Consider the following 24,541-nt stretch of genomic DNA (forward strand, 5'->3'; position numbering starts at 1 on the left):
GTAGTAATTTTTTGAGACAATCCAACCACTATCTTTATACCCGTTGTTCAAATGGGGTAAAAGAATATACCTTAGAGGCATAAAAAGGGTTGTAAATATAAGTTCGCATGAAGAATCTCCTATTAATGCGCCATGCCACTGCCGCAGATAAAACCATTGGTCAAACAGATTTTGACCGGGAAATTACCTTGTTCGGGCAGCGCCAGGCGGGCGAGGCGGGACTATGGCTCAAAAATCAATCTTTACAACCAGAACTGGTCTTATGTAGTTCCTCGGTAAGAACCCGCATGACACTGGAGCACCTGCTTAGTGAATTGGGCCACAAGGTGCCAGTGGAATTTGAACGTGACATTTATTACGGCTCAGAGCGTGACCTTCTCACCCTTTTACATGGTGTGCATGATGACGTGGATACGTTGCTGGTGATTGGCCATAATCCTACCATCTCCTTTTTTGCCTCTTCTATGGCAAACGAAGAAGTGACTTTCAGTCCGGCTACTATTGCCCACTTGCATTTCAACGGCTATCATTGGGAAAACCTACGGGCGGGTACCTGCAAGCTGCATTTCCTCTATAAAGAATAGTATGCGGTTTTAGGCTTGTTTTCCTATAAACAGACTAAAAACAAATAAACAGCCCTATAATTATTTGTAGTTTAGCGGCTCATCCCACACCAAGAAATTTATTTTCTTTTTTCTGTAACCTATGGCAACAACTATCGTATCGGTCATCAACCAAAAAGGAGGTACTGGTAAAACCACCACTACCATTAACCTGGGGAGCGCCCTGCAGAAACTGGGCAAGCGCGTGTTGTTAATCGATTTAGATCCACAAGCCAATCTTTCTTATTCTCTGGGAATCACGGAACCTGAAAGCACCCTTGCCGATGTTTTTACCGGTAAGGATAAACTGACGGACTGTATCCTGGAGAGCGGCGGCCTCTTCATAGCGCCGGGTTCCAATGAGTTGGTAGACGTGGAAATCTCACTGGTGAACCATGAGGAGCGGGAACGGTTTCTGCAGCAGTTGCTGAGCGAGGTGAAAGGGTATGACTACATCCTGATTGATTGCCCGCCTTCTTTGTCGCTCTTAACGGTAAATGCCTTGGTGGCGTCGCAGGAAGTGTTGATTCCGCTGCAGATGGAGGTGCTTACCTTGCAGGGGCTGGGGCAGATTCTGAACACGGTGCAGCAAATAAAGAAGACGCTGAACGCAAAACTGAAGGTGAAGGGCATTGTAGTGGTTATGTATGACAAGCGCCGCAAACTGAGCACCGAGATAGAAGACTACCTGAAGGAGAACGTGGACGAATATATCTTCCAGCAGCGCATCAGGCAGAACGTGAAACTGGCCGAAGCCCCGTCCTTCGGGAAGAGTGTGCTGGACTATGATGCTTCGTCTTACGGGGCAAAAGATTACCTGGCGTTGGCGAAGGAGTTTGTTTCTATTCCCTAAGGAAAGCGCTTCCAGAAGTCGGGTAGTTTTAGTAAATTGCGAAGTTGCCTGCCTTGGCGGGCACCAGAAATTTAAAAATTGGCAAGCTTTATTGCCGCAGAAGATAAAATTCTCTTCAATTCAAAGATAAGATGGCTTTAGGTAAAAACTTAAAACTCAACAAGGATAAACTAATCGGGAAGACGGAAGTGGGGGCACCCGCTGATACTCCGCCTGCAGAGGCTGTTACCAACGTGACAGAAGAAACCCCGGTACCAGTGCCCGCTGAGGAAACGCCAGTGCAGGAAGAAACAACCCCGGAGGTAAATCTTCCTTTGGCTGAAGTTAACGGGGAGTCAAATGGAAAACCGACGCCCGCCAAAGCCCGTGCAGGAGGAAAAACATTGGAGAAACAAGCTGACAAAACAGAAGCGGTGATTACCTCTGAGCCAGGAAACGACCAGGCCCGGAAAAGCAATTCGCCCCGTCAGGCGCAAACCCAGGACTCTGACTATATTAATGAGCAACTGAACCGCGTGCTCTACGCCTTAGACGCCTTTAAGAAAGGAGACGTCTCGGTGCGCCTGACCAAACAAAACAACGACATCTTCTCAGAAATAGCCGAAGCCTACAACTCCATGGTGGAGATGATTGGGGGCGTAGGTGGCGAAGTGTCGCGTATTTCTAAAGTGGCTGGGGTAGAAGGTAACCTGAAAGCCCGTGCCTCTGCCGAGAACGCCTCTGGTTTCTGGAAAGACATGATCAACAACATCAACGGTCTGGTAGACTCCATCGCCGTTCCGGTATTGGAGGTAGGCAAGGTATTGAAGAACATCTCACGGGGTAACCTGGACGAGACGTTCCAGATACCCGTTTCCGGTGACTTCAAGGTCATGGCTGAAACCATTAACCGTACCATTGATAACCTGAACCTGTTTGCCGGTGAGGTAACCCGGGTGGCCTTGGAAGTAGGTACCGAAGGGAAACTGGGTGGACAGGCCTCGGTGCCGAACGTAGCCGGTATCTGGAAAGAACTAACTGATAATGTAAACGCGATGGCCTCCAACCTGACTCTTCAGGTGCGGGACATTGCTAAGGTAACCACGGCCGTAGCCCAGGGTAATCTGGACCAGAAAGTAACGGTAGACCTGAAAGGGGAAATGCTCCAGCTCAAAGAGAACATCAACCAAATGGTGGATTCTCTGAACATCTTCGGGGACGAGGTAACCCGGGTGGCCCGCGAAGTGGGTACCGAGGGTAAACTAGGTGGTCAGGCGAAAGTGCCGAACGTAGGCGGGGTTTGGAAAGACCTCACCGACAACGTGAACACCATGGCCTCCAACTTGACCTCCCAACTCCGTGACATTGCCAACGTAGCTACCGCCGTTGCGAAGGGTGACTTGACCCAGAAAATCACGGTAAACGTGAAAGGTGAGTTAGCTGACCTGAAGGACAACCTGAACCAGATGGTGGATTCCCTGAACATCTTCGCCGATGAAGTAACACGGGTAAGCCGCGAGGTAGGTACCGAGGGAATTCTGGGCGGACAAGCCAACGTGCCGAAAGTAGCTGGTATCTGGAAAGAGTTGACGGACAACGTGAACTCCATGGCGTCCAACCTGACACTGCAAGTACGTGACATTGCCAACGTGGCGACCGCCGTAGCGAAAGGAGACCTGAGCCAGAAGATTACGGTAAACGTAAACGGCGAGCTCCTTCAGTTGAAAGACTCCTTAAACCAGATGGTGGACTCCCTCAACATCTTCGCGGGGGAAGTAACCAGGGTAGCCAGTGAAGTGGGAACCGAAGGGAAATTGGGCGGACAAGCCAACGTGCCAAACGTAGGCGGCGTTTGGAAAGCACTGACCGATAACGTGAACTACATGGCGTCTAACTTAACGCTTCAGGTACGGGATATTGCCAACGTAGCGACTGCCGTGGCGAAAGGTGATTTGAATCAGAAAATCACAGTAAACGTGAATGGCGAGTTAGCTGAGTTGAAGGACAACCTGAACCAAATGGTGGATTCCCTCAACATCTTCGCTGGTGAGGTAACTCGCGTGGCCCGTGAAGTAGGTACTGAGGGGAAACTGGGTGGTCAAGCAACGGTTCCTAACGTTGGTGGGGTTTGGAAAGACCTCACCGATAACGTGAACTTCATGGCCTCCAACCTGACCCTGCAAGTACGGGACATCGCCAATGTGGCGACCGCCGTAGCGAAAGGAGACCTTACCCAGAAAATTACGGTAGATGTAAAAGGCGAGCTCCTTCAGTTGAAGGACAACCTGAACCAGATGGTGGATTCTCTCAACATCTTTGCCGGTGAGGTGACTCGGGTGGCAAGAGAGGTGGGAACCGAAGGTATCTTAGGTGGTCAGGCCAACGTGCCGAATGTAGGGGGGGTTTGGAAAGACCTGACTGAGAACGTAAACTTCATGGCGGGTAACCTGACCTCGCAGGTACGGGATATCGCCAACGTAGCCACTGCCGTTGCGAGAGGAGATCTTAGCCAGAAAATCACGGTAGATGTAAAAGGCGAGCTCTTGGAACTGAAAAATAACCTGAACCAGATGGTGGACTCGCTCAACATCTTCGCCGACGAGGTAACTCGGGTGGCGCGTGAAGTGGGAACCGAAGGGAAATTGGGCGGTCAGGCCAACGTGCCAAAAGTACGGGGTACCTGGAAAGAGTTGACGGACAACGTGAACTCCATGGCCTCCAACCTAACGCTGCAAGTACGTGACATTGCCAACGTGGCAACCGCCGTAGCGAAGGGGGATTTGACTCAGAAAATCTCGGTGAATGTAAACGGAGAGCTTTTGGAGCTGAAGAACATCCTAAACCAAATGGTGGACTCCTTGAACGTATTCGCCGGTGAGGTAACCCGGGTGGCGCTTGAGGTGGGTACAGAAGGTAAACTAGGCGGACAGGCGGCGGTGCCGAATGTAGCAGGTACCTGGAAGATGCTCACCGACAACGTAAACTCGATGGCTTCCAACCTGACTTCTCAGGTGCGGGATATAGCCAACGTAGCGACCGCAGTAGCGAAGGGTGACCTGAGCCAGAAAATGACAGTGAATGTGAAGGGTGAAATCCTTCAACTGAAAGATATATTGAACCAGATGGTGGACTCCCTCAACATCTTCGCGGGTGAAGTAACCCGCGTGGCATTAGAGGTAGGTACCGAAGGTAGATTGGGCGGCCAGGCTAAAGTGCCAAACGTGGCCGGGGTTTGGAAAGACCTCACGGACAACGTGAACACCATGGCATCCAACCTTACGCTGCAAGTACGTGACATCGCCAATGTGGCGACCGCGGTAGCGAAAGGGGACTTGACCCAGAAAATCACCGTAAATGTCCGGGGTGAATTAGCCGAGCTCAAGGACAACTTGAACCAGATGGTGGACTCCCTGAACATCTTTGCCGGGGAGGTAACAAGAGTAGCCTTGGAAGTGGGTACTGAGGGTCGTTTAGGTGGCCAGGCTTCCGTGCCGAATGTGGCGGGAGTTTGGAAAGACCTGACGGACAACGTGAATATCATGGCCTCCAACCTGACCACTCAGGTGCGCGGAATCGTGAAAGTAGTAACGGCGGTATCTAAAGGTGACTTAACTCAGAAACTTACTTTACAAGCTAAAGGCGAATTGGCAGACCTGGCAGACACCATTAACAGCATGGTGGAAGACCTGAACCGCTTAGCGGGTGAGGTAAGCCGGGTGGCCAGAGTAGCCGGGGTGGAAGGTAAACTGACCGAGCGGGCCTCCGTGCCTGGCGTGAGCGGTAGCTGGAAAGAACTGGTTGATACTTTGAACGACCTGTTAGAGTCTATTGTAACGCCGGTGCTGGAAGTTTCTCGCGTGGTACGTTCCATTTCTGAAGGCGATTTAACCCAGAAAGTGGAAATCCATACTGCCGGTGATATTCTGTCCATGTCCAATGCCTTGAATTTGGCGGTTGATAACCTGAATGCATTATTAGGTGAAATCAATGATTCATCGCTCATTGTAGGGTCTTCTTCCGCAGAAATGGCAGATAAAGGCTTGGAGATGAATCGGGTAACAGTAGACGTAGCTTTGGCCATGCAACAAATGGCAGAAGGTGCGCAGAACCAAGCCTTGAAAACAGACCAGGCCTTCAAACTGATTGAAGAAATCATGAAGGCTACCAAAGAAACCGCGAACAAAGCCGATGTGGTGAACCGTTCGGCGGTAATGGGAGAGGAAACTTCCCAGTTGGGTCTGAAAACAGTGGCCGAGGTGGTGCGCAACATGGAAGAGATTTCGTCCTCTGCGGCCTTAACTGCCAAAACCATTGAAGTACTAAGCACTCGTAGCCAGGAAATCTCCAAATCACTGGGCGTAATTACTGACATTGCCGCTCAAACTAACTTGCTGGCTTTGAACGCGGCCATTGAGGCGGCTAGAGCGGGTGAAGCAGGACGCGGGTTCGCGGTAGTAGCCGAAGAAATCCGGAAATTGGCCGAAGGTTCCCGTAAATCAGCGAGCGAAATCAGTACGCTGGTAGACGATGTGAAGAAAGATACCTCTTCCGCGGCCGCGGCCATCGCGACCATGGAAGGCCGGGTATTGAAAGGGAAAAACGCGACCTTTGAAGCCTCTGGTGCCTTTAAGAACATTGCGACTTCCAGCGGTGAAACGCTGCGCAGTGCCCAGGACATCCTGGTGTCTACGGAAGTACAGAAAACCTCAATCGGGGACGTAGTGAAATACGTGGAAGAGGTGGTAGCCATTGCAGAGCAAACCGCTTCCGGTACCCAGCAGGTAGCCGGAACCGCCAAGCAGTTGTCGTCTTCCATGCAAGAGTTGACCTCTTCCAGCCAGAGTCTGAATGACATTGCCGATGACCTGCAAATGAGTATTTCGGCCTTCAAACTGGTGAATGGCAACCTGGTTTACCCTAACCGCAATGCGCGCAAGTTCACCACGGTACCATCTGCCCGCAAGCGTTCTTTCCAGGGCGGAGATTCCAATGACATGGACTTTGATAAGAAATTTAATGGCAACAAGCCACTTAAAAACAGAGGTCAGGAATAATGGAGTCTCAGAACATCAGAGATAAGAAAGACAAAGTAGTGGAGGAAAAAGTACACCTCATTGTCTTTAAACTAGGCACGGAAGAGTACGGCGTCCGGATTGATCAGGTAAAGGAAGTAACCATTACCCCTGAGATTACCCGCATGCCTAAAACGCCCGCCTTTATAAAAGGAGTATCCAACATTAGGGGTGATATCATAGCCATCATGAACCTGGAAGAACGCTTCAACATTGAGCGTCCTTCCGGCTCAACCGCAAATCACACGTATACGCTGGTGATGGAGGCAAAAGACTATACCATGGGCTTTATTGTGCACGAAGTTCCGCAATCCTTGACGTTGCCGGTCTCCAGCATAGACAAAGCGCCTTCCTTCATCCAGGACATCAACATCCATGAAAACTTCATTGAAGGCATAGGGAAATATGAAGACCGGCTCATCATTGTGCTGGACATCTATAAAATCCTGACGGCAGATGAAGTATTGCAATTGAAATCATAGTGCTCATTTTGATCTAATTACTTATGGAAATTACAGATAAGAAAAGAATACTGATTGTAGATGATTCTTTCTACATGCGCACTATGTTGAAAAACATGCTGCTAGACGCGGGTTATGACGTGGTAGGCGAAGCCCCAGACGGAAAAACTGCCCTGCAAATGGCCAAAGACAAAATTCCGGACCTGGTTACCTTGGATGTGATCTTACCAGACAACACCGGTTTAGATGTGCTCAAAGGAATTAAGCAGGACAACCCAGACATTAAAGTAGTGATTGTAAGCGCCGTAGGGCAGGAAGTGATCATGAACGAAGCCGCTGAGTATGGTGCCCTGCATTACATCATCAAACCTTTCTCAGAAGACAAAGTGCTGGAAGCGTTAAACAACGCTTTTAAAGAAGAATAGAGAAAACAAGCTAAAAACAGCGCCACACCCTTACCTGTGCAGCCATCTAAAATCAGAGTTTTAATTGGGGATTCCTCCGTACGTGCAAGACTTGTGCTTACTGGTATGATAGATGCCGAGCCTCATTTTGAGGTGGTAGATACAGCCCAGTCACAGGAGGAATTGCTGCACAAAGCACTTTCCACCCAACCAGACCTGATTGTGACGCACTACAACCTGACCATGGGGGGCAAAGTGCCTTTGTTCCGGCAAGTGTACGGCGAGAAGGCTTCCGTTTTACTCATGGTTTCCCAAAATTTGGCCAAAAACGCTTCTCCAAGATCTATGAATTTTGCTTCTTTTTCTGAAACAGGCAAGAAAACGGACAAAGAAGCCGCTAAAGCCAGGTTGATGGCAAAGCTCAGAGAACTGGCGTCTAGTTTTTCAGTGAATGATTCTTCTAAAACGCACGTACCCTTGAACAGTCGATGGGGAAAGTACACCAGTACATTGCTGGCGTCTTCGCAGGTAACAGAAACCCCGCTTTCTATGGTCGTGATTGGGGCTTCTACGGGCGGTTCAGCAGCTATTGAGTACCTGGTCCAGGATCTGCATCTTCGGCAACCTACGGTGGTATTGATTGCGGTGCACATGCCCGAGAAATTCACCAAACGGCTGGCCAAACGCTTGCAGAAATTAACCAGCTGGCGGGTAGAAGAAGGAACTGATGGCATGAAACTGTCTGCTGGTACTATTGTCATTGCGCCCGGCGGGCAGAACATGCGGGTGCAAAGAAGATCCCTTCGGCCTAACCAATTTTGCGTGGAGCTGGAGCCTTCCAATACCTTAGATTCACCTTCAGTGGATGTGCTCATGCAGTCGGCGGCGCAATGTGCGCAGGCGCAGGTGTTGGGCGTGATTCTGACGGGCATGGGACAGGACGGCACCGTGGGCGCGCGGGAGATTGTGAACAGAGGCGGGGTAGTGATTGCGCAGAATGAAGAAACTTCCACCATTTTCGGGATGGCTAAATCGGCTATCAAGAATGGGGTGGTAAATGGAGTTTTCCCCTTAGGGCAGCTAAACACCATGATGAACCGGTTTGTGATGAACCGTTATATGAGCCATGAGCTCCAACAGAAATTGGTAGGATGAAGTCGAGAGATCAGGAATATAAAGAGATATTTATAGCCGAGGCTCTCGAGTATTATGATGCGCTGAACCGGCACATCAGTGATCTGGAGAAGAACCCCGAGGACGAGCAGGTGTTAGCCGAGGTATTCAGGTTATTGCATAACCTGAAAGCCAATGCTAAAGCCATCGGGTATGAGACCATTGCAGACGTTTCCCATAAACTGGAAACCGCTTTCGGTCTTATCCGGAACAAGGAGCTGAGTTTCAGTGACGAGGTAGTGACGGTTCTCTTTGACGGCATTGACCTGCTGGGGGAGATGATTACCGGCATTGACGGGGCCAAAGAGGTGGAGCCAAGTCCTGCTTTGCTCCGGAACCTGGACATCATCATCAATTCGCAAGGGGAGAATACCTCAGAACTGTCAAAGGTTCAGAAGTACTATACGTCTAAAAACCTGTCGCTTTCAGACCTGATCTACATTCAGATCAAGAAGCTGGACCATCTGCTGAACCTGGTAGGGGAGCTGATCATTGACCGGGACCGGATTGTGTCCATTGGCAAAGAACTGGACCATGATGACCTGAAAAACGTAAGCGCGCACCTGTACCGCATCACCGAAGATCTGCAGTACAGCGTGATGGATGCCCGTCTGGTAAACGTGGGTTCGCTGTTCAACAAGTTTCCGCGCATAGTGCGGGACATCGCGGTAGCGGAGAAGAAAGAAATAAACCTGGAGATATCGGGGTCAGACATTCAGATTGACCGGAACATTCTCCAGATTATCACAGATTCGCTTTTGCACCTCATGCGGAACGCCATTTCGCACGGGATTGAGAAAGCCGATGTCAGGACCAAGAAAAAGAAAACGCCCAACGGGAACGTCACCCTTTCGGCCCAGAATGACCGTGATACTGTCATTTTGAAGCTGATTGATGACGGCAAAGGCATTGACCAGGAAGAAGTAAGAAAGGCCATTGTGCAGAGAGGATTCCTTTCAGCCGATGCGGCCAGTGACTTGCGGGACACCGAAGTACTCTCTTACCTGTTTGAACCGGGCTTCTCCTTAGCCAAGGAAGTGACCGAGGTTTCGGGGCGCGGCGTAGGCTTGGACGTGGTGAAAAATGCCATAGATTCCATTGGCGGTAGAATAAAGGTAGATTCCAAAAAAGGCGAAGGAACCACCTTTACCTTGTTTCTGCCTACGTCTATTGCCGTGAAAGGGGCGTTGCTCTGCCAGGTGGAAGAGAATTTCTACGCCATTCCGCTGATGCACACAGATTCTGTGGTGGCGCTGCCTACGCAGGAATTGCATGAGGTGGGTGATCTGTTGGTGGCGGACATCAACGGTGAAACCATTACCATTGTCTCTCTGCGCGAACTGTTCAACCGGGAAATTACGGAGTACAGCGTTAAGAAGAATGATCTGGAAGGGGATATTCAGAACATCATTATTGTGACCTATAATAACCGGAAGTTAGGTTTGATTGTAGACAAGCTGCTGCGGCAGCAGGATATTGTGATCAAAGCCCTGAGTAAACCGGTCAATACCATTGAAATTTACGCGGGGGTAACCCTTTTAGGGTCGGGCAAGGTGTGCCTGGTGCTGGATGTGGCCGCCATTACCCGCTATTTTATTGCCAGAAGGTAAGGACTACATGGCACACAACATTTTTATAGCCTGATTCATGGAGCTTCAAGTAAATGAACTAGAGCGGGATATCATCAAAGAAATCCTGAACATAGGCCTGGCAAGGGCAGCAGATTCCTTTGCCGCCATTGCAAAAGACCGGGTTTTGTTGAAAGTGCCAGACCTGCAGTTGATGGAGGCCGAGGAGCTTCTGAAGATTGTACGGGCGTATGAGAACTCGCACACCATTATTCAGTCAGACATAAAAGGCGAACTGAACGGCACAACTCTTATGCTCTTCTCTGAACTGCACGTAGAGCAGCTTTCTAAAGTCTGTTTAGGCATGACCGTGAAGGGAAACGAACCGCTTACTGAGATGCAGGAATCGCTGCTGCTGGAGGTCAGTAACATCATTACCGGGGCTTTGGTGACGCAACTAGCCAACATTCTGAAAGCCAGCATTTACGGTTCGCCGCCCGTGGCGCCCAAACATGACATTGCTGAATCTCTCAAAGGTATTTTCACAGATCATCCTTTGTTCCAGCCCTTGGTGTTCACGGTTATTACCCAGTTTACTAACAACTCCAAAATGGTGGAATTGCCCTTGTTGCTGTTTTTTGACACCAATACCTTCATTAAAATCCTGGAGATTATCCGCTCCTATAATTTCCTGACCAAGTAGTTCCGGTAAAATTTACTTAAGCAAAAGAGCCGCCCCGTGCGGCTCTTTTGCTTAAGTAAAAACCTGAGAAGAACGGTTTTGGTGCCGTTTTACAGAAATCAGCTTTAAAACCGAAGAAGCTACACATTTTCCATTACAGTATCTTTTTTGTTGTTTTGCGCGTCTGAACAAATAACTGATTTAGAAATACCCTTATGGACGCTTTAGGTAGACATATTCTGGTGGAGTTTTACAACTGCTCACCAGAGTTAATGAACGATGTGGTACACATTGAGAACAGCATGGTAGAAGCCGCCGCAACGGCTGGCGCCACCGTCATCAATAGTACCTTTCACCACTTCTCTCCCTATGGCGTGTCGGGCGTAGTGGTGATCCAGGAGAGCCATTTGGCCATTCATACCTGGCCCGAGTATGGATATGCCGCGGTAGATTTATTTACCTGCGGTGATTCGGTTGACCCTTGGGTTTCCTATAACTTCCTGAAAGAAGCGTTTGAAGCCAGCCACGGCTCTTCCATGGAATGCCTGAGAGGCCAGCAAAGTCTCCTGAAACGGACAGACTTCAACGTAGAAGCCCGTGATTCTGGTCAGCCCGTTGCTACCATCCCGCGCATCACCCGCGATGTCTGGTTTACGGAGCGTGATGAAAACATTGCCCTTTCCCTAAAACACACCGGAAACCAGTTATACAAGAAACAATCGCCTTACCAGAAAGTAGAGGTGTTTGAAACGCTGGCGTACGGCAACATGCTTACGCTAGACGGAATGGTGATGTGTACCCAGAAAGATGAGTACGTGTACCATGAAATGATTACCCACGTGCCGTTCTTCAGCCATGGAAACGTGAAGCGCGCCCTGGTAATTGGCGGCGGCGACGGCGGTACCGTGCGCGAGCTGCTTCGCCACGATAGCATTGAGGAAGTGGTGCTGGTGGAAATTGACGAACTAGTGATTGAAGCCTGTAAAGCCCATTTGCCGGAAACCGCCAGTGCCTTCGGACATCCTAAGCTGAAATTGCTAGTGGCAGACGGTATCAAGTACATTAAGGAGTGTGCCAATGAACCCTTTGACCTCATCATTGTGGATTCCGCAGATCCTGTTGGTCCGGGCGAAGGCTTGTTTACCGCCGAGTTCTACGCAGAAGTACACCGCTGCCTCACCCCAGAAGGTGTGATGATTACCCAGAGCGAATCGCCGAGGTTCAACACCAATGTGTTTGTGGAGATCTATGATACCTACAAAGGCATCTTCGGGAAAGATAACGTGCATTGCTATCTTGCTGCTATTCCCACGTATCCTACCGGCACCTGGAGCTTCTCGTTCAGTTCCAAAGGCAGCGTGCATCCTAAGAAATTCAACCAGGAAGCTGCCGCTGCTTTTTCCAGAGAGCAGGGCTTGCGCTACTATAACGAAGACATTCACTTGGCAGCTTTCGCCTTACCTAATTACGTAAAAGACTTACTCTCCTCTAAAGCCTAGTACTATGAGCATTAACATGCCCACCATGTGTGATTCTAAACACAAGAAGATTACCTCATTTGACCAGAATGGCGTAGGGGATGTAGGCAGTGGCCTTTTCGGACTTCCGTTTACCGAAGAAGAATCTGAAGTCGTGATTTTCCCTATTCCGTGGGAAGTGACCGTTTCCTACAACGCCGGTACCGCCGAAGGCCCCGCCGCTGTACGCGATGCCTCTCCGCAACTGGATCTTTTTGACCCAGAAATTCCAGATGCCTGGCACCTGGGCATTCACATGCCGGTAGTACCAGAAAACTGGGCGAATGAAAGCCAACGTCTGCGCGAGAAAACCGATGCTTATATTGATTGGCTGGAAACCGGCAGTCCCGGGCAGCCAAACCGTTTTGACCTTACGTTGGCAGAAGTAAACCGGAAAGGCGAAGAACTGTTGCAGTGGTCCAAAAAGGAAACACTGGCGTACCTGGAGCAAGGAAAACTGGTGGGGGTTTTAGGCGGAGACCACAGCACGCCATTGGGTTTTATGCACGCTTTAGCCGAAAAGCACGAAGAATACGGCATTCTGCAAATTGACGCCCACGCCGATTTACGGGATGCCTACGAAGGTTTTACGTACTCGCACGCGTCCATCATGTTCAATGCCCTCAAGCTGCCGCAGGTGAAAAAACTGGTGCAGGTAGGCATACGAGATCTTTGCCAGGCCGAAGCCGAGTTGGTGGATCAGTCCAATGGCCGCATCACTACGTTCTATGACAGCAAGATCAAAACCAAAATGTACGAGGGTACTTCCTGGCGGAAGCAGTGCAAGAAGATCATAGCGCAGCTGCCGCAGAAAGTATACATCAGCTTTGACATTGACGGGCTAGACCCAAAACTTTGCCCTGCAACCGGTACCCCGGTGCCCGGCGGTTTTGAATTTGAAGAGGCAGTATACCTCATTAAGGCCCTGGTGAAATCAGGAAGGGAAATCATTGGGTTTGACTTGTGCGAAGTGGCGCCCGGTGACAGCGAGTGGAACGGGAACGTGGGCGCGCGGCTTCTCTACAAACTCTGCAACTGGATGGCCGTATCTCAGAAAAGATTAGAATCTACTATATAACCTACCTCCTGAACTACTACTATGGGATTCATCCTTAAGATTATCATCACGGGCATTGTGGCTCTGGTGCTGGCGCAGTTTTTTCCCGGCGTTACCATTGACGGCATTTCCAGCGCTATTCTCCTGGCTTTGGTACTGGCTGTTCTGAACGCCATTGTGCGGCCCATTCTGGTGTTCCTGACCATTCCCATCACGTTTATGACCTTGGGTTTGTTTCTGTTGGTCATCAATGCCATTATTCTTTACATGGCAGATTATCTGCTGGACGGCTTCAACATAAGCGGACTCATCACTGCCATTTTGTTTAGTTTGGTGTTATCCATTGCCACGTACATTGTTGATCTTATCTTCTAAAATTTAGTAAGATTGCTAAATAGGTTAGATAGCCCGGGAGCTTTTCCGGGCTATTCTTGTTTCTGGGGGTACTTGTAAAAGGAAAAGAGAGGTTTTTGGCGTATTTTTGTCAAAACGATTAGAAAATGGGAGTAAAGGAAGCACGGGATGCCCTCAAGCTTTATTTTGGTTATGACCAGTTCAGGCCAGGGCAGGAAGATATTATCTCTAATGTACTGGAAAAGCGGGACACAGTGGTATTGATGCCAACGGGGGGCGGAAAATCGGTGTGTTACCAAGTGCCGGGTTTGGTGATGCCGGGGCTTTCTGTGGTGGTTTCTCCGTTAATTGCCTTGATGAAAGACCAGGTAGAAGCGCTGCTGGCCAACGGCGTAAACGCCGGCTACCTGAACAGCTCGCAGTCTGCCAAAGAGCAGCAGTTGATTGAACAGCAGTGTTTTGACGGCCGCATGAAAATGCTGTACGTCTCCCCGGAAAAATTGCTTTCAGCGGGTTTCTTTTCCTTTCTGAAACGCTTGCAGATAAACCTCTTCGCCATTGATGAGGCGCACTGTATTTCGGCTTGGGGTCATGATTTCCGACCGGAGTACCTGCAACTGAAGAACCTGAAGCTCCAGTTCCCTGAAGTGCCCATCATCGCGCTTACCGCCACCGCAGACCGCCTCACGCAGCGCGATATCCTCACGCAACTTTACCTGCAGGACCCCAAGGTTTTCATTTCCTCGTTTGACCGCCCTAACATCTACCTGCAAGTGCAGCCGGGACAGAAACGTATGGAGGCCATTCTTGATTTTCTGGAGGAACGGCCCTTCCAGCCAGGAATTGTCTACTGTCTAAGCCGGAAAGCCTGTGAGTCTCTGGCCGCCAAACTAAAGGAGAAAGGCTACAACGCCGATTATTACCACGCCGGATTATCGGCCCGCGACCGGGAGCAGGTGCAGGAGAAATTCCTGCAGGACAACATCCAGATCATGTGCGCCACCATTGCCTTCGGCATGGGGATTGACAAGTCTAACGTGCGCTGGGTCATACACTACAACCTGCCTAAGAACCTGGAGAGTTATTACCAGGAGATTGGTCGGGGCGGACGTGATGGCGCTCCCGCCGAGGCCTTGTTATTTTACAGTCTGGCAGATGTTATGACCCTGCGCGATATTGTCACGCAAGGCGACAGCAAAGAACAAGCTTTGTCGCTTGCCAAACTGGACCGCATGCAGCAGTTCGCGGAAAGTACCAGTTGTCGGCGCAAAACCCTCATGCACTACTTTGGCGAGGAGTACTCCAAAGACTGCGGCAACTGTGATATCTGCGATAATCCGCCTACATCTTTCAATGGCACCGAGTACGCGCAGAAGATTCTGTCGGCGGTAGCCCGAACCAAAGAAACCGTAGCCACGGCCCAAGTAGTGGATATTCTGCGGGGCTCCCGAAACCAACTCACCTTGACCAGAGGCTATGACCAACTGAAGACCTTTGGCGCGGGCCGCGATGTGCCTTCCCAGGATTGGCAACGGTACATTCACCAGTTGATTAACCAGGGAATTCTGGAAGTGGCCTATGATGAGCACGGGGCATTAAAATTGACCAATGCCAGCCAGGAAGTGCTTTTCAACGGCAAAAAAGTGGAACTGGTGAAATTCCAGCCCGTCAGCCCTAAAGAGGAGAAGGAGAAAAGGGAGAAGAAGAAATCCAGAAGCGGGGTGGAAACGGCCTTGTTTGAACATCTGAGGCAACTCCGGAAACAATTAGCCAATGAGCGCAACATTCCGCCATACGTGGTCTTCACCGACAATACGTTGCAGGAGATTGTAGAACAGCGTCCCACTAATAAACCGGCATTCCTGTCTATTTCCGGGGTGGCGCAGGCCAAGTACGAGCAGTACGGTGAAATCTTCATCAACGCCATCCTGAGTTTCCTGGCCCAGCAAGCCGAACAACAGCAGGCTCGCTTGAAAGGCACCACGCACCTGGTTACCTATGAACTTCTCCGGCAAGGCAAGACATTGGAAGAAATCTCGGAACAGAGACAGGTTCAGTTAACTACCATTTATTCGCATTTGGCCACGCTGTACCAGCAAGGATATGACATTGATTTGAAACCGTATCTCTCTGATTGGGAATACAGTAAAGTGAAAGAAGGTATTTTGCAAACGAAGCAAACGGCGGCCATGAAACCTATCTTTGATTACCTAAACGGTGAAATTGATTACCTTAAAATACGCCTTGGGATTGGAAGGTTTAATAAAGAAAATGCCTGAGCGAAGGACTACACCTTTAGTCATTAATAAGAATGTTTTCATTCATGCTTTAAACCTGATTTCCTGAAAATAAGCTTAAAAAGGAGCCATAACTTAGTTGTTGATATAACAAAAAGGCCTGTCTATTAAGACAGGCCTTTTTGTTATATCAAACATAACGTTTTGTTATTTTAAAGCAATAGCATCTGGTTTGCCGTCTGGGTCGTTGGTAACCACACCTTGCGAATTAACTTTTCCGCCGGTCAGAGCCAGGATTCCCGCTACGTGAGGAGCAGCGTAAGAGGTTCCGCTACCGGTGGTGTACCCGCTGCCTTTCCAGGTGGTGTAGATATTGGTACCTGGGGCAGAGAAGTTCACGGAGTTACCGAAGTTAGAGCTAGGGTGTAGGCTGCCGTAAGAATCCATGTTAGACACCACATACACATTAGGGGCGATAACACGGGCCGGAGAATCTGCTTTGCAGTCTATGTGGCTGTTACCAGAGGCAACCGCGATGAAAATACCTTTAGCGGCGGTTTTCTTCACTAATTCGTCCAGCATGGAAGAGGCGTCTACCCGAAGGCTCATGTTCACCACATCGCCTGGTTTGCCGTTGTTGTACACGTGGTTTACAGCCGAATAGATGCGGGTAAGCGTACCGGCACCGGCGTTGTCAAACACCCGCAGCGCCACAATAGAAGCATTGGCGGCTACGCCAACCACCCCAATGTTATTGTTTTTCGCGCCGATGATACCCGCCACCGCAGTTCCATGACCGTAGCCGTCTTCCCAGGATGGAACACCAGAGATGAAGGATTTGCTTCTGGTTGCATCTACGTTCAAGTCAGGATGTGAAGCTTGTACCCCAGAGTCAATCACCCACACCGTTTTACCCGTACCGTCGCCGTAACCCACGCGGGCAACTCCCCAGGGAATGGTTTGCGAAGAACTTAAGGTGTTGTTGTCAACCGTACCAACGGCAGAGGTTTTCCCCACGGGCGTGGTCGCTTTTCTAGCCGATGCGTCTGAACTTATTACTTTACCAAGAGATACTACCTGGTCTTGCTCAATAAATGCTACGTTTTTGTCTTTTCTAAGAATGTCAATTTCCTCTTTGCTGAAGTTGCCAGAGAAGCCATTGATAGCCCCTTGGAGAATTTCACGGGCCCGGGATATTTCAAATCCGTTTCTACCTAAAACCCGCTCCCGCAACTCAGCTGCAGATTGCTGGTTGTTGTCTTTTAAAACAACAATGAACTTACCTGCAATGGAAGTGGAAGAAGCCGTAGGTTCCACGGGAAGCTGGGTAACTTCTTCTAATTCTGCAACTTGCTGACAACCAGACATTGAGAAAACGGAGGCTAGTGCAAAAAAAGACACTGCTTTCTTAAACGTAGCTGTGTTCATGGGCTTCTTAGTTTTGTTTAATCTGTTTTAAAAAATGATGGGTAAAACAGCTGTTAGAAAGAGTTATCTTGCTGTTTGTTTGACAAAGGTACTGAATAATACAACTTTTAAACAAATAGATACGTAAAGAAAATTTTTATATTTGATTTAGTTAATATATTAATATTTATGTTTTAAGCTCGCAAAACTTCGTTTGTTTAGAGTAGAGCCATTTTTTGGAAAATTTCTGGTTTGAAAATTTTTTAAGAAAATGTAAAAAACAGGAAAAAATCAGTTGCCAAAAATTTTAGTTGTTTGCTAAAGAATTAGTACTTTTACTCTGTAAAACCAACTACAGACCTTCCTATGCTTAGCACTAATCTTAAATATCTTAGAAAACAGCTTAATCTAACCCAGGTACAGCTTGCCGAGAAGCTGGAGATAAAGCGTTCCTTGATTGGTGCCTATGAAGAGGGACGAGCGGAGCCTAAATTGGCTACTTTGATGAAGATGGCCCAGGTATTCCAGCTGTCAGTAGATGAGCTGATAAATCCAGATTTGCCTAACAATGCCAAAAACGGTTCTAAGCGCCAGTCTAACGTAAAAGTACTATCCATCACGGTAGATAATCAGGATAGAGAGAACATTGAGCTGGTGCCCTACAAAGCCAGCGCCGGTTACCTCAACGGCTATTCTGACCCTGAGTTCATGGAAGAACTTCCGAAGTTCAGGTTGCCTATGATCCAGAGTCCGGGTACGTACCGGGCCTTTGAAATCAAAGGTGATTCTATGTTGCCTATTCCGTCTGGCACTGTGATTGTGGGTCGGTATGTGGAGCAATGGCAAGAGATAAAGGACGGTACGCCTTGTATTGTGGTTAGCCTGCAGGAAGGTATTGTCTTCAAACGCATTTACCATCAGCCTAAGCAAACCGCATTGCGTCTGCACTCAGATAACCCCAGCTATGAGCCGTACAATGTTGCTTTAGATGACATTGTGGAACTCTGGGAGGCGAAAGCTTACATCAGTACTACGTTCCCTATGGCTGAGATCTCTTTGGATAAACTCACCTCCTTGGTGCTTGACCTGCAGCAGGAAGTGAAGAAGTTGAAGACTTCCAACTAATCTGTTCTGGTATAATGGTTCGGAGCGCTTTGAGGCTACTTTCATGAAAGTAGCCCCAAAGCGCTCCACTGTTTTATAGCAAAACCTCAGCATAAACCTCCTAGACGTGCGTACGTATTTATCTTTGAACATCAACTCTCTTTCCCATGATCAAAGTGATATCTGCCTCTGACAGACACCATGCCTCCCACGGCTGGCTAGATTCCTATTTCCTGTTTTCCTTTTCAGATTATTATGACTTAAATAACGTGCAATGGGGACCACTGCGGGTCTTCAACGACGACTATGTCAAAGGAAACAGCGGTTTCCCAGAGCATTCACATGCTGAAATGGAGATTGTGACAATTGTTCTGGAAGGGGAAGTGAGTCATAGAGACAGTCTGGGGAACGAAACGGTGATTAGGGCGGGGGAGGTGCAGCGCATGACCGCTGGAACCGGCATCAGTCACTCTGAGCATAACCATTCAGATAAGGACCTGCACCTGTACCAACTTTGGTTTATTCCAAACAAAAAAGGTCTGGCACCCAGCTATGAGCAGAAGGCGATTGATTTCACTGATGAGAAGAACGAGTTGATTCCTTTGGTGACCGGCCAAAAAGTTTTGGAAGATGTGCTGTACCTTAACTCTAACTCCACGGTGTATTATTCCAACCTGAAAGAAGGAAAGGAAATTGATTTCAAGACTTTCCCCATCCGGAAAGGGTTTATTTATGTGACTTCCGGAGAGTTGTTCGTAAACGGCATGCAGGTGCAGAAAAACGATCAGGTAAGAACATCAGACATAGATGCCTTACGCATCAAAGCATCGGCAGACAGCACGTTTATTCTGATAGATTTACCAGGAGTAGAAGCTAATTATTAAGATATATCTCCCATAAACAGAGAAGGCGCATCTACAGGATGCGCCTTCTCTGTTTATGGGAATGCTTACTGTTGCATTGATATACTATAAAACCTTTGAAAGCCATTGTTTGTGTTATCACCCTCTGTTAAGGAAATGTTCTCAGTTTCATGCTAGTTTCAAGAAAACAGCTGATAAAGGATAGTTGGAGAAAACATAAACGAGGAACAGTTTACTCCAGCTGTATTGCTACTCCTTTTCTCCGGAATTCAGAAAATGCTTTACACATACGAGTGGGTAATAGTTTTCTTTTTAAAGAGCGAATTAGGAGATATTCTCTACTTCAACATAGTGCTTTAAAAGTGTTTTCAGAAAACAGGCCATTTTCTGTGTTCTTGTTTTCTATTGCAGGAAGAACTTGTTCAAGACTTTGCATCCGTAGTTAACGTAAGATAGACAAGCAAACTACTTAGCTAGTCTGAACAAGAAGCATCTTATTTATGAAAGGTAACCGGTACACAACTGTAGTTCTATTCGTTTTATTCTTTTTTGTGGCACACCCGCCGGAAAGTAAAGCCTATGGTGTTCTTACCCATCAGGCAATTATAGATGTGGCGTGGCAGCCTTCCATTGTACCGCTCTTAAAGAAAAGATTCCCTACCGCTACTCCAGATGAATTAACCAAAGCCCACGCATACGCCTACGGTGGTGCCATCATTCAGGACATGGGGTATTATCCCTTCGGGAATACGTTTTTCACAGATTTGACCCATTATGTCAGGAGCGGTGATTTTATTGTCGCGTTATTGGAGGAAGCACAAACCTTAGAGGAAGTTGCCTTCGCCGTTGGGGCTTTAGCCCATTATTACGCAGATAATTATGGACATCCTATAGGAACTAACAGGGCTGTGCCGATGGTGTACCCGGAGGTGAAAGCCGCCTTTGGCAACAGTGTGACGTATGAGCAAAACCCCATTGCACATGTTAAGATGGAGTTTGGGTTTGATGTATTGCAAGTAGCCCGGGGAAATTACGCCCCAGAGTCTTACCATGATTTTATTGGTTTTGAGGTAAGTCAGGAATTGTTGGAACGCGCTTTCAAAAAGACGTATGGTCTTGTGTTAAGCAGTTTATTTGTCAGCCTTAAATTAACCATCGGCTCGTTCAGGCGTTCCGTGAGCACCATTATTCCTAGTCTGACTAAAGCCGCCTGGAATTTAAAATCTTCTGAAATAAAAGCCGCTAAACCAAGCACCACCCGCCGGCAATTCTTATACCGAATCAAGAATACTACTTACCACAAGCAGTGGGGCAGAGAATACCAGAAACCAAACCTTTTCCAAAAATTTCTGAGTTGGTTATTGAAAGTGCTACCCAAGATAGGGCCTAACCGAACATTTGCCTTTAAACCTCCTACCTCTGAAGCAGAAAAGGTGTTTATGGAAAGCTTTAACATGACCTCCCAGAAGTATGCCGTGGGTATGCGCAATCTCCCCGAGACCAGAACCACCCTCATTAATACCGATCTGGATACGGGTAATAAAACGAAGTTCGGCGATTATGAAAAGGCTGATAAAACTTATGCCGAGTTATTAAGCAAATTAGACAAAGAAGACTTCAATAGTCTAAGCCCCGCACTAAAACAAAACATACTAAACTTCTATATGAATGCTTCTATGCCAGAAAAGAAAGATAAAAAAGCAGTAGAAGAATGGCATAAAACTGAAACCTCCCTGGCTAAGTTAAAAGCTAAATAGATTTTTTTATTATTATCAAAATTTTAATAAATAATGATTGAATTTAATGATAAGTTAAAGTTGATATAATTATTAAAATTTGCCTGAATATATCAAATAACAAAAATTTATATCTTAATGAGTGATTCTTGTTTATCAACTCCTAAACTTCGCTTATTTTAACAAGTAATTCAATAATTAATAAGTATTTATTATAAATTCAAATTGTTGTATATAAGCAACTTGTATATATTTAAAGCTGCATATATGTTTGATTTAATAATTCTTTAAATGTTTAAATATTTAATTATAGTAATATAATGTAAAATGTTTATACGGATAAAAAACCGTATAAATCCTCTTCTATTTCGTTATTATTAAAATTTTTAAGCTCGTATAAACTATCGGTTTAGCTTTCTAAATATTAATTTAAAAGATTATGAAGAAGAAATGGATATCAGTCCTGATGGCCCCCATGTTTGTTGCAGGAATATCATTAGCAACAACATCATGTGACGATGATGATGATGCACAATATGGACCAGGTGGTACCACGGGTACTACGGGTACCACCGGAACTACTGGCACGACCGGAACTACAGGCACCACAGGTACGACTGGTACTACAGGAACAACAGGCACTACTGGTACTACAGGCACCACTGGTACAACAGGCACAACCGGAACTACAGGTACAACTGGCACCACAGGAACAACTGGTACCACAGGTACTACGGGCACGACTGGCACTACAGGAACCACGGGTACCACTGGAACGACCGGCACTACAGGAACGACCGGAACAACTGGAACTACAGGTACTACAGGAACTACCGGAACAACAGGTACTACAGGTACTACGGGTACAACCGGCACTACAGGAACTACCGGCACCACAGGTACGACTGGTACGACTGGTACCACAGGTACGACTGGTACCACAGGTACGACTGGTACCACAGGCACCACTGGTACCACAGGCACCACTGGTACCACAGGCACCACTGGTACTACAGGCACTACCGGCACTACCGGAACTACAGGAACTACCGGAACTACAGGCACTACGGGTACCACTGGAACTACAGGTACAACTGGTTCAACAACTGGCGGTGGAACGACAGGTGGCTGATAAGCCCATTCTTTAAAATAAAAGAGGCAGCTATTTCTATAGCTGCCTCTTTTATTTTAAGCTTCAATCATGTGTTCTATTCCATTTAGATCTCTTCCAGATTTTCTTCTAAGGGGTTGCCTTCCAGTAAGCTCGCAGTAACCGTAGGGGCATTTTGGAGCCATTGAGTTTCCATTGTTTTGCTGGTACGGGCTCCTAATTTCTTCAGCAGTTCTACCTTTTTCAGCAGGTTTCCGTTGCCTTCAGACAGTTTGTTCATGGCAGCGTTGTACTTCTGTTGGCTTCGGTCCAGGTTTACGCCAATGTCTTTCAAGTCCTCCAGGAAATTAGCGAACTTGTCGTAGAGCTTTCCGCTCTCTTCGGCTATGCGCAAAACGTTACGCTTCTGGCTTTCCTGTTTCCAGACACTGGCTACAGTGCGCAGGGTGGCAAGCAGGGTAGAAGTAGTCACGAAGACAATGTTCCGGTCTAAGGCTTCCAGGAAGAGGTCACGGTCATGCTGAATGGCCAGATTGAAAGCCGGTTCAATGGGAATGTACATCAGCACGAAATCAGGAGAGTCAATACCGTGCAGGTACTGGTAATTTTTCCGGCTTAAATCAGAGAAGTGGGTTCTAATAGCCTGAACGTGGCTTTTAAGATGCAATTGTTGCTGGAGTTCGTCTTCACAGTTGCAGTACGCGTCATACGCGACTAAACTTACCTTAGAGTCTATGACCAGGTGTTTGTTATCTGGCAAGTCAATGATCACATCTGGCCGGAAGACTTTGGCGTCGTCATGTTGCAGGACCTGTTCCCGGCGGTAATGCACATTGCGCTCTAATCCAGATTTTTCCAGCAGGTTTTCCAGCAGATATTCGCCCCAGTTTCCCTGCGCTTTTTTTTCGCCCCGTAACGCTTTGGTGAGGTTTATGGCGTCCTGGCTCATCTGTTGGTTCAGGCTGGCCATGTAGGTGATCTGTTCCTTCAAAGAAGTGCTGTCTTTCAGGGTCTTTTCATACGTCTGCTCTACTTTGCTCTCAAATTCCTTGATCCGGTCTTTCAACGGAGAAAGTACCTGCTCCAGGTTTTCGGCCGACGCTTTCCGGAAATGCTCAGCATTGGTGACCAGCACCTGGTTTGAAACCTGCGTAAACTGCTGCATAAACGTCTCGCGCAACTCAGACAGTTCGGCGCGCTCGTCAGCGAGTTTTTGCTTCAGGTGGTAAATGTCGTTCTCGGCGCGGGTCACCTCGGCGTGCAGTTCCATCACTTTGCTGTTCTCCCGGCGCAATTGTTCCTGAAGTTTCTGCATTTCGGCCTGAGCCGATTCCTGTTGCTTCAGGGCGAAGATTTTATCTGCTTCCTGGGTCTGTAGGGTGTTTTTCAAAGCCGAAAGTTTGCTCTGCACCAGAAAATAGGCCAGAATAGCCCCAATCAAAAAAGCGAGTAAAGCGAGCGTTATATCCATGGCAGAGTAGGGTAAGTCAGCGAAATCAACAGCTAAAGATAACGCAAAAGTGCTCAAGACTAAAATATTTCGCAAATAGTAATAGGGTTAGCAATAAATTTGGCTGTCCCTTAAAATGCGGAACAAGATTAAATTTTATTTATCTACTGCGTGGGTGGTTACTTTCCAGGAAAAAGGGTATAAATACAGGTAGGCTTCAGGATAGAACATTTTAACGGAAGTTTAGCTAACTGGCTGTTTCTCAAAACCTGGTATCTTGCAGGAAAGTGTTTTATTTTGAAGGAAAGGGATGTGCTGCCAGTGTTTAACGTTACCTATGCAACGCAGCTCTACTTTTGAACAACTGCTATAAATTTGAATAACGTGTTACTAACTAAAAATGGCGGTATAAAGCATTTCATTCGGCGGAAGCTTTGGGAGCCGGTGCTGGAAATGATAAAGCAGGGCATTACCCCGCATCAATTAGCGTTAACTATTACCTTGGGAGCAGGTTTCGGGATGATTCCGTTTCTGGGGTTGACAACTGTGCTCTGTACGTTTTGGGCCCTGCGACTAAGGCTTAACGTGGCGTTTACCATTCTGGTTGGGTACCTCATGCAGCCATTCCAAATTGCCTTGTATGTGCCTTTTGTGGAACTGGGTCAGAATATATTTCCGGTTACGCCCATTCCTTTTTCCCTGGTGAAACTAACCAGTATGTTCAGAACCGACTGGCTTAACGCCCTGCAACAATTGTGGCTGGCTAACCTGGTGGGCATCATGGCCTGGTTACTGTGCTTTGTACCCTTTGGGGCAGTGCTTTATTTCACTAGCCGCAAAGTCCTGCGCCGCGTGCTTCCCGTACAGCAAGTGGCGTAGTATTTTCCTGCCCTTTTCTGAAAAACAGGTTA

At 47.8% G+C, this 24,541-nt stretch carries 19 protein-coding genes; 17 read left to right on the plus strand and 2 right to left on the minus strand.

Annotation, left to right across the window (positions count from 1 at the left end; translation table 11 throughout):
* Nucleotides 1-107: 107 nt before the first annotated feature.
* The 12 genes from ACY0JR_RS11815 (at nucleotide 108) to recQ (ending at nucleotide 16,001) form a co-directional block, all read left to right on the plus strand.
* Nucleotides 108-584, plus strand: a complete 477-nt coding sequence (locus ACY0JR_RS11815; RefSeq protein ID WP_462634294.1) for a SixA phosphatase family protein — start codon at nucleotides 108-110, stop codon at nucleotides 582-584.
* Between the two features lie 121 nt (nucleotides 585-705).
* Complete coding sequence (locus ACY0JR_RS11820) at nucleotides 706-1,455, plus strand: ParA family protein (protein ID WP_462634295.1); 750 nt, start codon at nucleotides 706-708, stop codon at nucleotides 1,453-1,455.
* A 131-nt stretch (nucleotides 1,456-1,586) separates the two neighbouring features.
* Nucleotides 1,587-6,488 carry a methyl-accepting chemotaxis protein gene (locus ACY0JR_RS11825; RefSeq protein ID WP_462634296.1) on the plus strand — a complete coding sequence of 1,634 codons (4,902 nt, stop codon included), beginning with the start codon at nucleotides 1,587-1,589 and terminating at the stop codon, nucleotides 6,486-6,488.
* Nucleotides 6,488-6,988 carry a chemotaxis protein CheW gene (locus tag ACY0JR_RS11830; protein WP_462634297.1) on the plus strand — a complete coding sequence of 167 codons (501 nt, stop codon included), beginning with the start codon at nucleotides 6,488-6,490 and terminating at the stop codon, nucleotides 6,986-6,988. The genes ACY0JR_RS11825 and ACY0JR_RS11830 overlap by 1 nt, the downstream gene beginning before the upstream one ends.
* A gap of 23 nt (nucleotides 6,989-7,011) precedes the next feature.
* Nucleotides 7,012-7,392 (plus strand): response regulator, encoded by a 381-nt coding sequence (locus ACY0JR_RS11835; protein ID WP_462634298.1) that lies wholly within the window; start codon nucleotides 7,012-7,014, stop codon nucleotides 7,390-7,392.
* A gap of 105 nt (nucleotides 7,393-7,497) precedes the next feature.
* Nucleotides 7,498-8,526, plus strand: a complete 1,029-nt coding sequence (locus tag ACY0JR_RS11840; RefSeq protein WP_462634299.1) for a CheB methylesterase domain-containing protein — start codon at nucleotides 7,498-7,500, stop codon at nucleotides 8,524-8,526.
* On the plus strand, nucleotides 8,523-10,154 hold the full coding sequence (locus tag ACY0JR_RS11845) for a chemotaxis protein CheA (RefSeq protein ID WP_462634300.1): 1,632 nt from the start codon (nucleotides 8,523-8,525) through the stop codon (nucleotides 10,152-10,154). Before ACY0JR_RS11840 ends, ACY0JR_RS11845 begins: the two co-directional genes overlap by 4 nt.
* Nucleotides 10,155-10,191: 37 nt before the next feature.
* Nucleotides 10,192-10,815, plus strand: coding sequence for a chemotaxis protein CheC (locus ACY0JR_RS11850; RefSeq protein ID WP_462634301.1), 624 nt, complete (start codon nucleotides 10,192-10,194; stop codon nucleotides 10,813-10,815).
* A 194-nt stretch (nucleotides 10,816-11,009) separates the two neighbouring features.
* Entirely contained in the window at nucleotides 11,010-12,293 is a 1,284-nt protein-coding gene (speE, locus tag ACY0JR_RS11855) for a polyamine aminopropyltransferase (RefSeq protein ID WP_462634302.1), read from the plus strand.
* A gap of 4 nt (nucleotides 12,294-12,297) precedes the next feature.
* On the plus strand, nucleotides 12,298-13,389 hold the full coding sequence (locus tag ACY0JR_RS11860) for an agmatinase family protein (RefSeq protein WP_462634303.1): 1,092 nt from the start codon (nucleotides 12,298-12,300) through the stop codon (nucleotides 13,387-13,389).
* Nucleotides 13,390-13,410: 21 nt separating this feature from the next.
* Nucleotides 13,411-13,743 (plus strand): phage holin family protein, encoded by a 333-nt coding sequence (locus ACY0JR_RS11865; RefSeq protein WP_462634304.1) that lies wholly within the window; start codon nucleotides 13,411-13,413, stop codon nucleotides 13,741-13,743.
* Nucleotides 13,744-13,868: 125 nt separating this feature from the next.
* The gene (gene recQ, locus ACY0JR_RS11870) at nucleotides 13,869-16,001 is read left to right on the plus strand and encodes a DNA helicase RecQ (protein ID WP_462634305.1); all 2,133 of its coding nucleotides are present in this window, start codon (nucleotides 13,869-13,871) and stop codon (nucleotides 15,999-16,001) included.
* Between the two features lie 165 nt (nucleotides 16,002-16,166).
* Here the strand turns inward: recQ and ACY0JR_RS11875 are convergent, their stop codons facing one another.
* Nucleotides 16,167-17,387, minus strand: coding sequence for a S8 family serine peptidase (locus ACY0JR_RS11875; RefSeq protein ID WP_462634306.1), 1,221 nt, complete (start codon nucleotides 17,385-17,387; stop codon nucleotides 16,167-16,169).
* Nucleotides 17,388-17,732: 345 nt separating this feature from the next.
* Here ACY0JR_RS11875 and ACY0JR_RS11880 point away from each other — a divergent pair, with 345 nt between their 5' ends.
* The 4 genes from ACY0JR_RS11880 (at nucleotide 17,733) to ACY0JR_RS11895 (ending at nucleotide 22,201) form a co-directional block, all read left to right on the plus strand.
* Nucleotides 17,733-18,491 carry a helix-turn-helix domain-containing protein gene (locus ACY0JR_RS11880; protein WP_462634307.1) on the plus strand — a complete coding sequence of 253 codons (759 nt, stop codon included), beginning with the start codon at nucleotides 17,733-17,735 and terminating at the stop codon, nucleotides 18,489-18,491.
* A gap of 146 nt (nucleotides 18,492-18,637) precedes the next feature.
* Nucleotides 18,638-19,354 carry a pirin family protein gene (locus ACY0JR_RS11885; RefSeq protein ID WP_462634308.1) on the plus strand — a complete coding sequence of 239 codons (717 nt, stop codon included), beginning with the start codon at nucleotides 18,638-18,640 and terminating at the stop codon, nucleotides 19,352-19,354.
* A gap of 479 nt (nucleotides 19,355-19,833) precedes the next feature.
* Nucleotides 19,834-21,090 carry a zinc dependent phospholipase C family protein gene (locus tag ACY0JR_RS11890; protein ID WP_462634309.1) on the plus strand — a complete coding sequence of 419 codons (1,257 nt, stop codon included), beginning with the start codon at nucleotides 19,834-19,836 and terminating at the stop codon, nucleotides 21,088-21,090.
* A gap of 418 nt (nucleotides 21,091-21,508) precedes the next feature.
* The gene (locus tag ACY0JR_RS11895) at nucleotides 21,509-22,201 is read left to right on the plus strand and encodes a hypothetical protein (protein ID WP_462634310.1); all 693 of its coding nucleotides are present in this window, start codon (nucleotides 21,509-21,511) and stop codon (nucleotides 22,199-22,201) included.
* Between the two features lie 85 nt (nucleotides 22,202-22,286).
* Here the strand turns inward: ACY0JR_RS11895 and rmuC are convergent, their stop codons facing one another.
* Nucleotides 22,287-23,651 carry a DNA recombination protein RmuC gene (gene rmuC, locus ACY0JR_RS11900; RefSeq protein WP_462634311.1) on the minus strand — a complete coding sequence of 455 codons (1,365 nt, stop codon included), beginning with the start codon at nucleotides 23,649-23,651 and terminating at the stop codon, nucleotides 22,287-22,289.
* Nucleotides 23,652-24,014: 363 nt separating this feature from the next.
* On the opposite strand from rmuC, the gene ACY0JR_RS11905 reads away from it, so the two are divergent.
* Nucleotides 24,015-24,509, plus strand: a complete 495-nt coding sequence (locus tag ACY0JR_RS11905) for a DUF2062 domain-containing protein (protein ID WP_462634312.1) — start codon at nucleotides 24,015-24,017, stop codon at nucleotides 24,507-24,509.
* Nucleotides 24,510-24,541: the final 32 nt, after the last annotated feature.

This window comes from Rufibacter sp. JT3400010 (assembly GCF_054956755.1).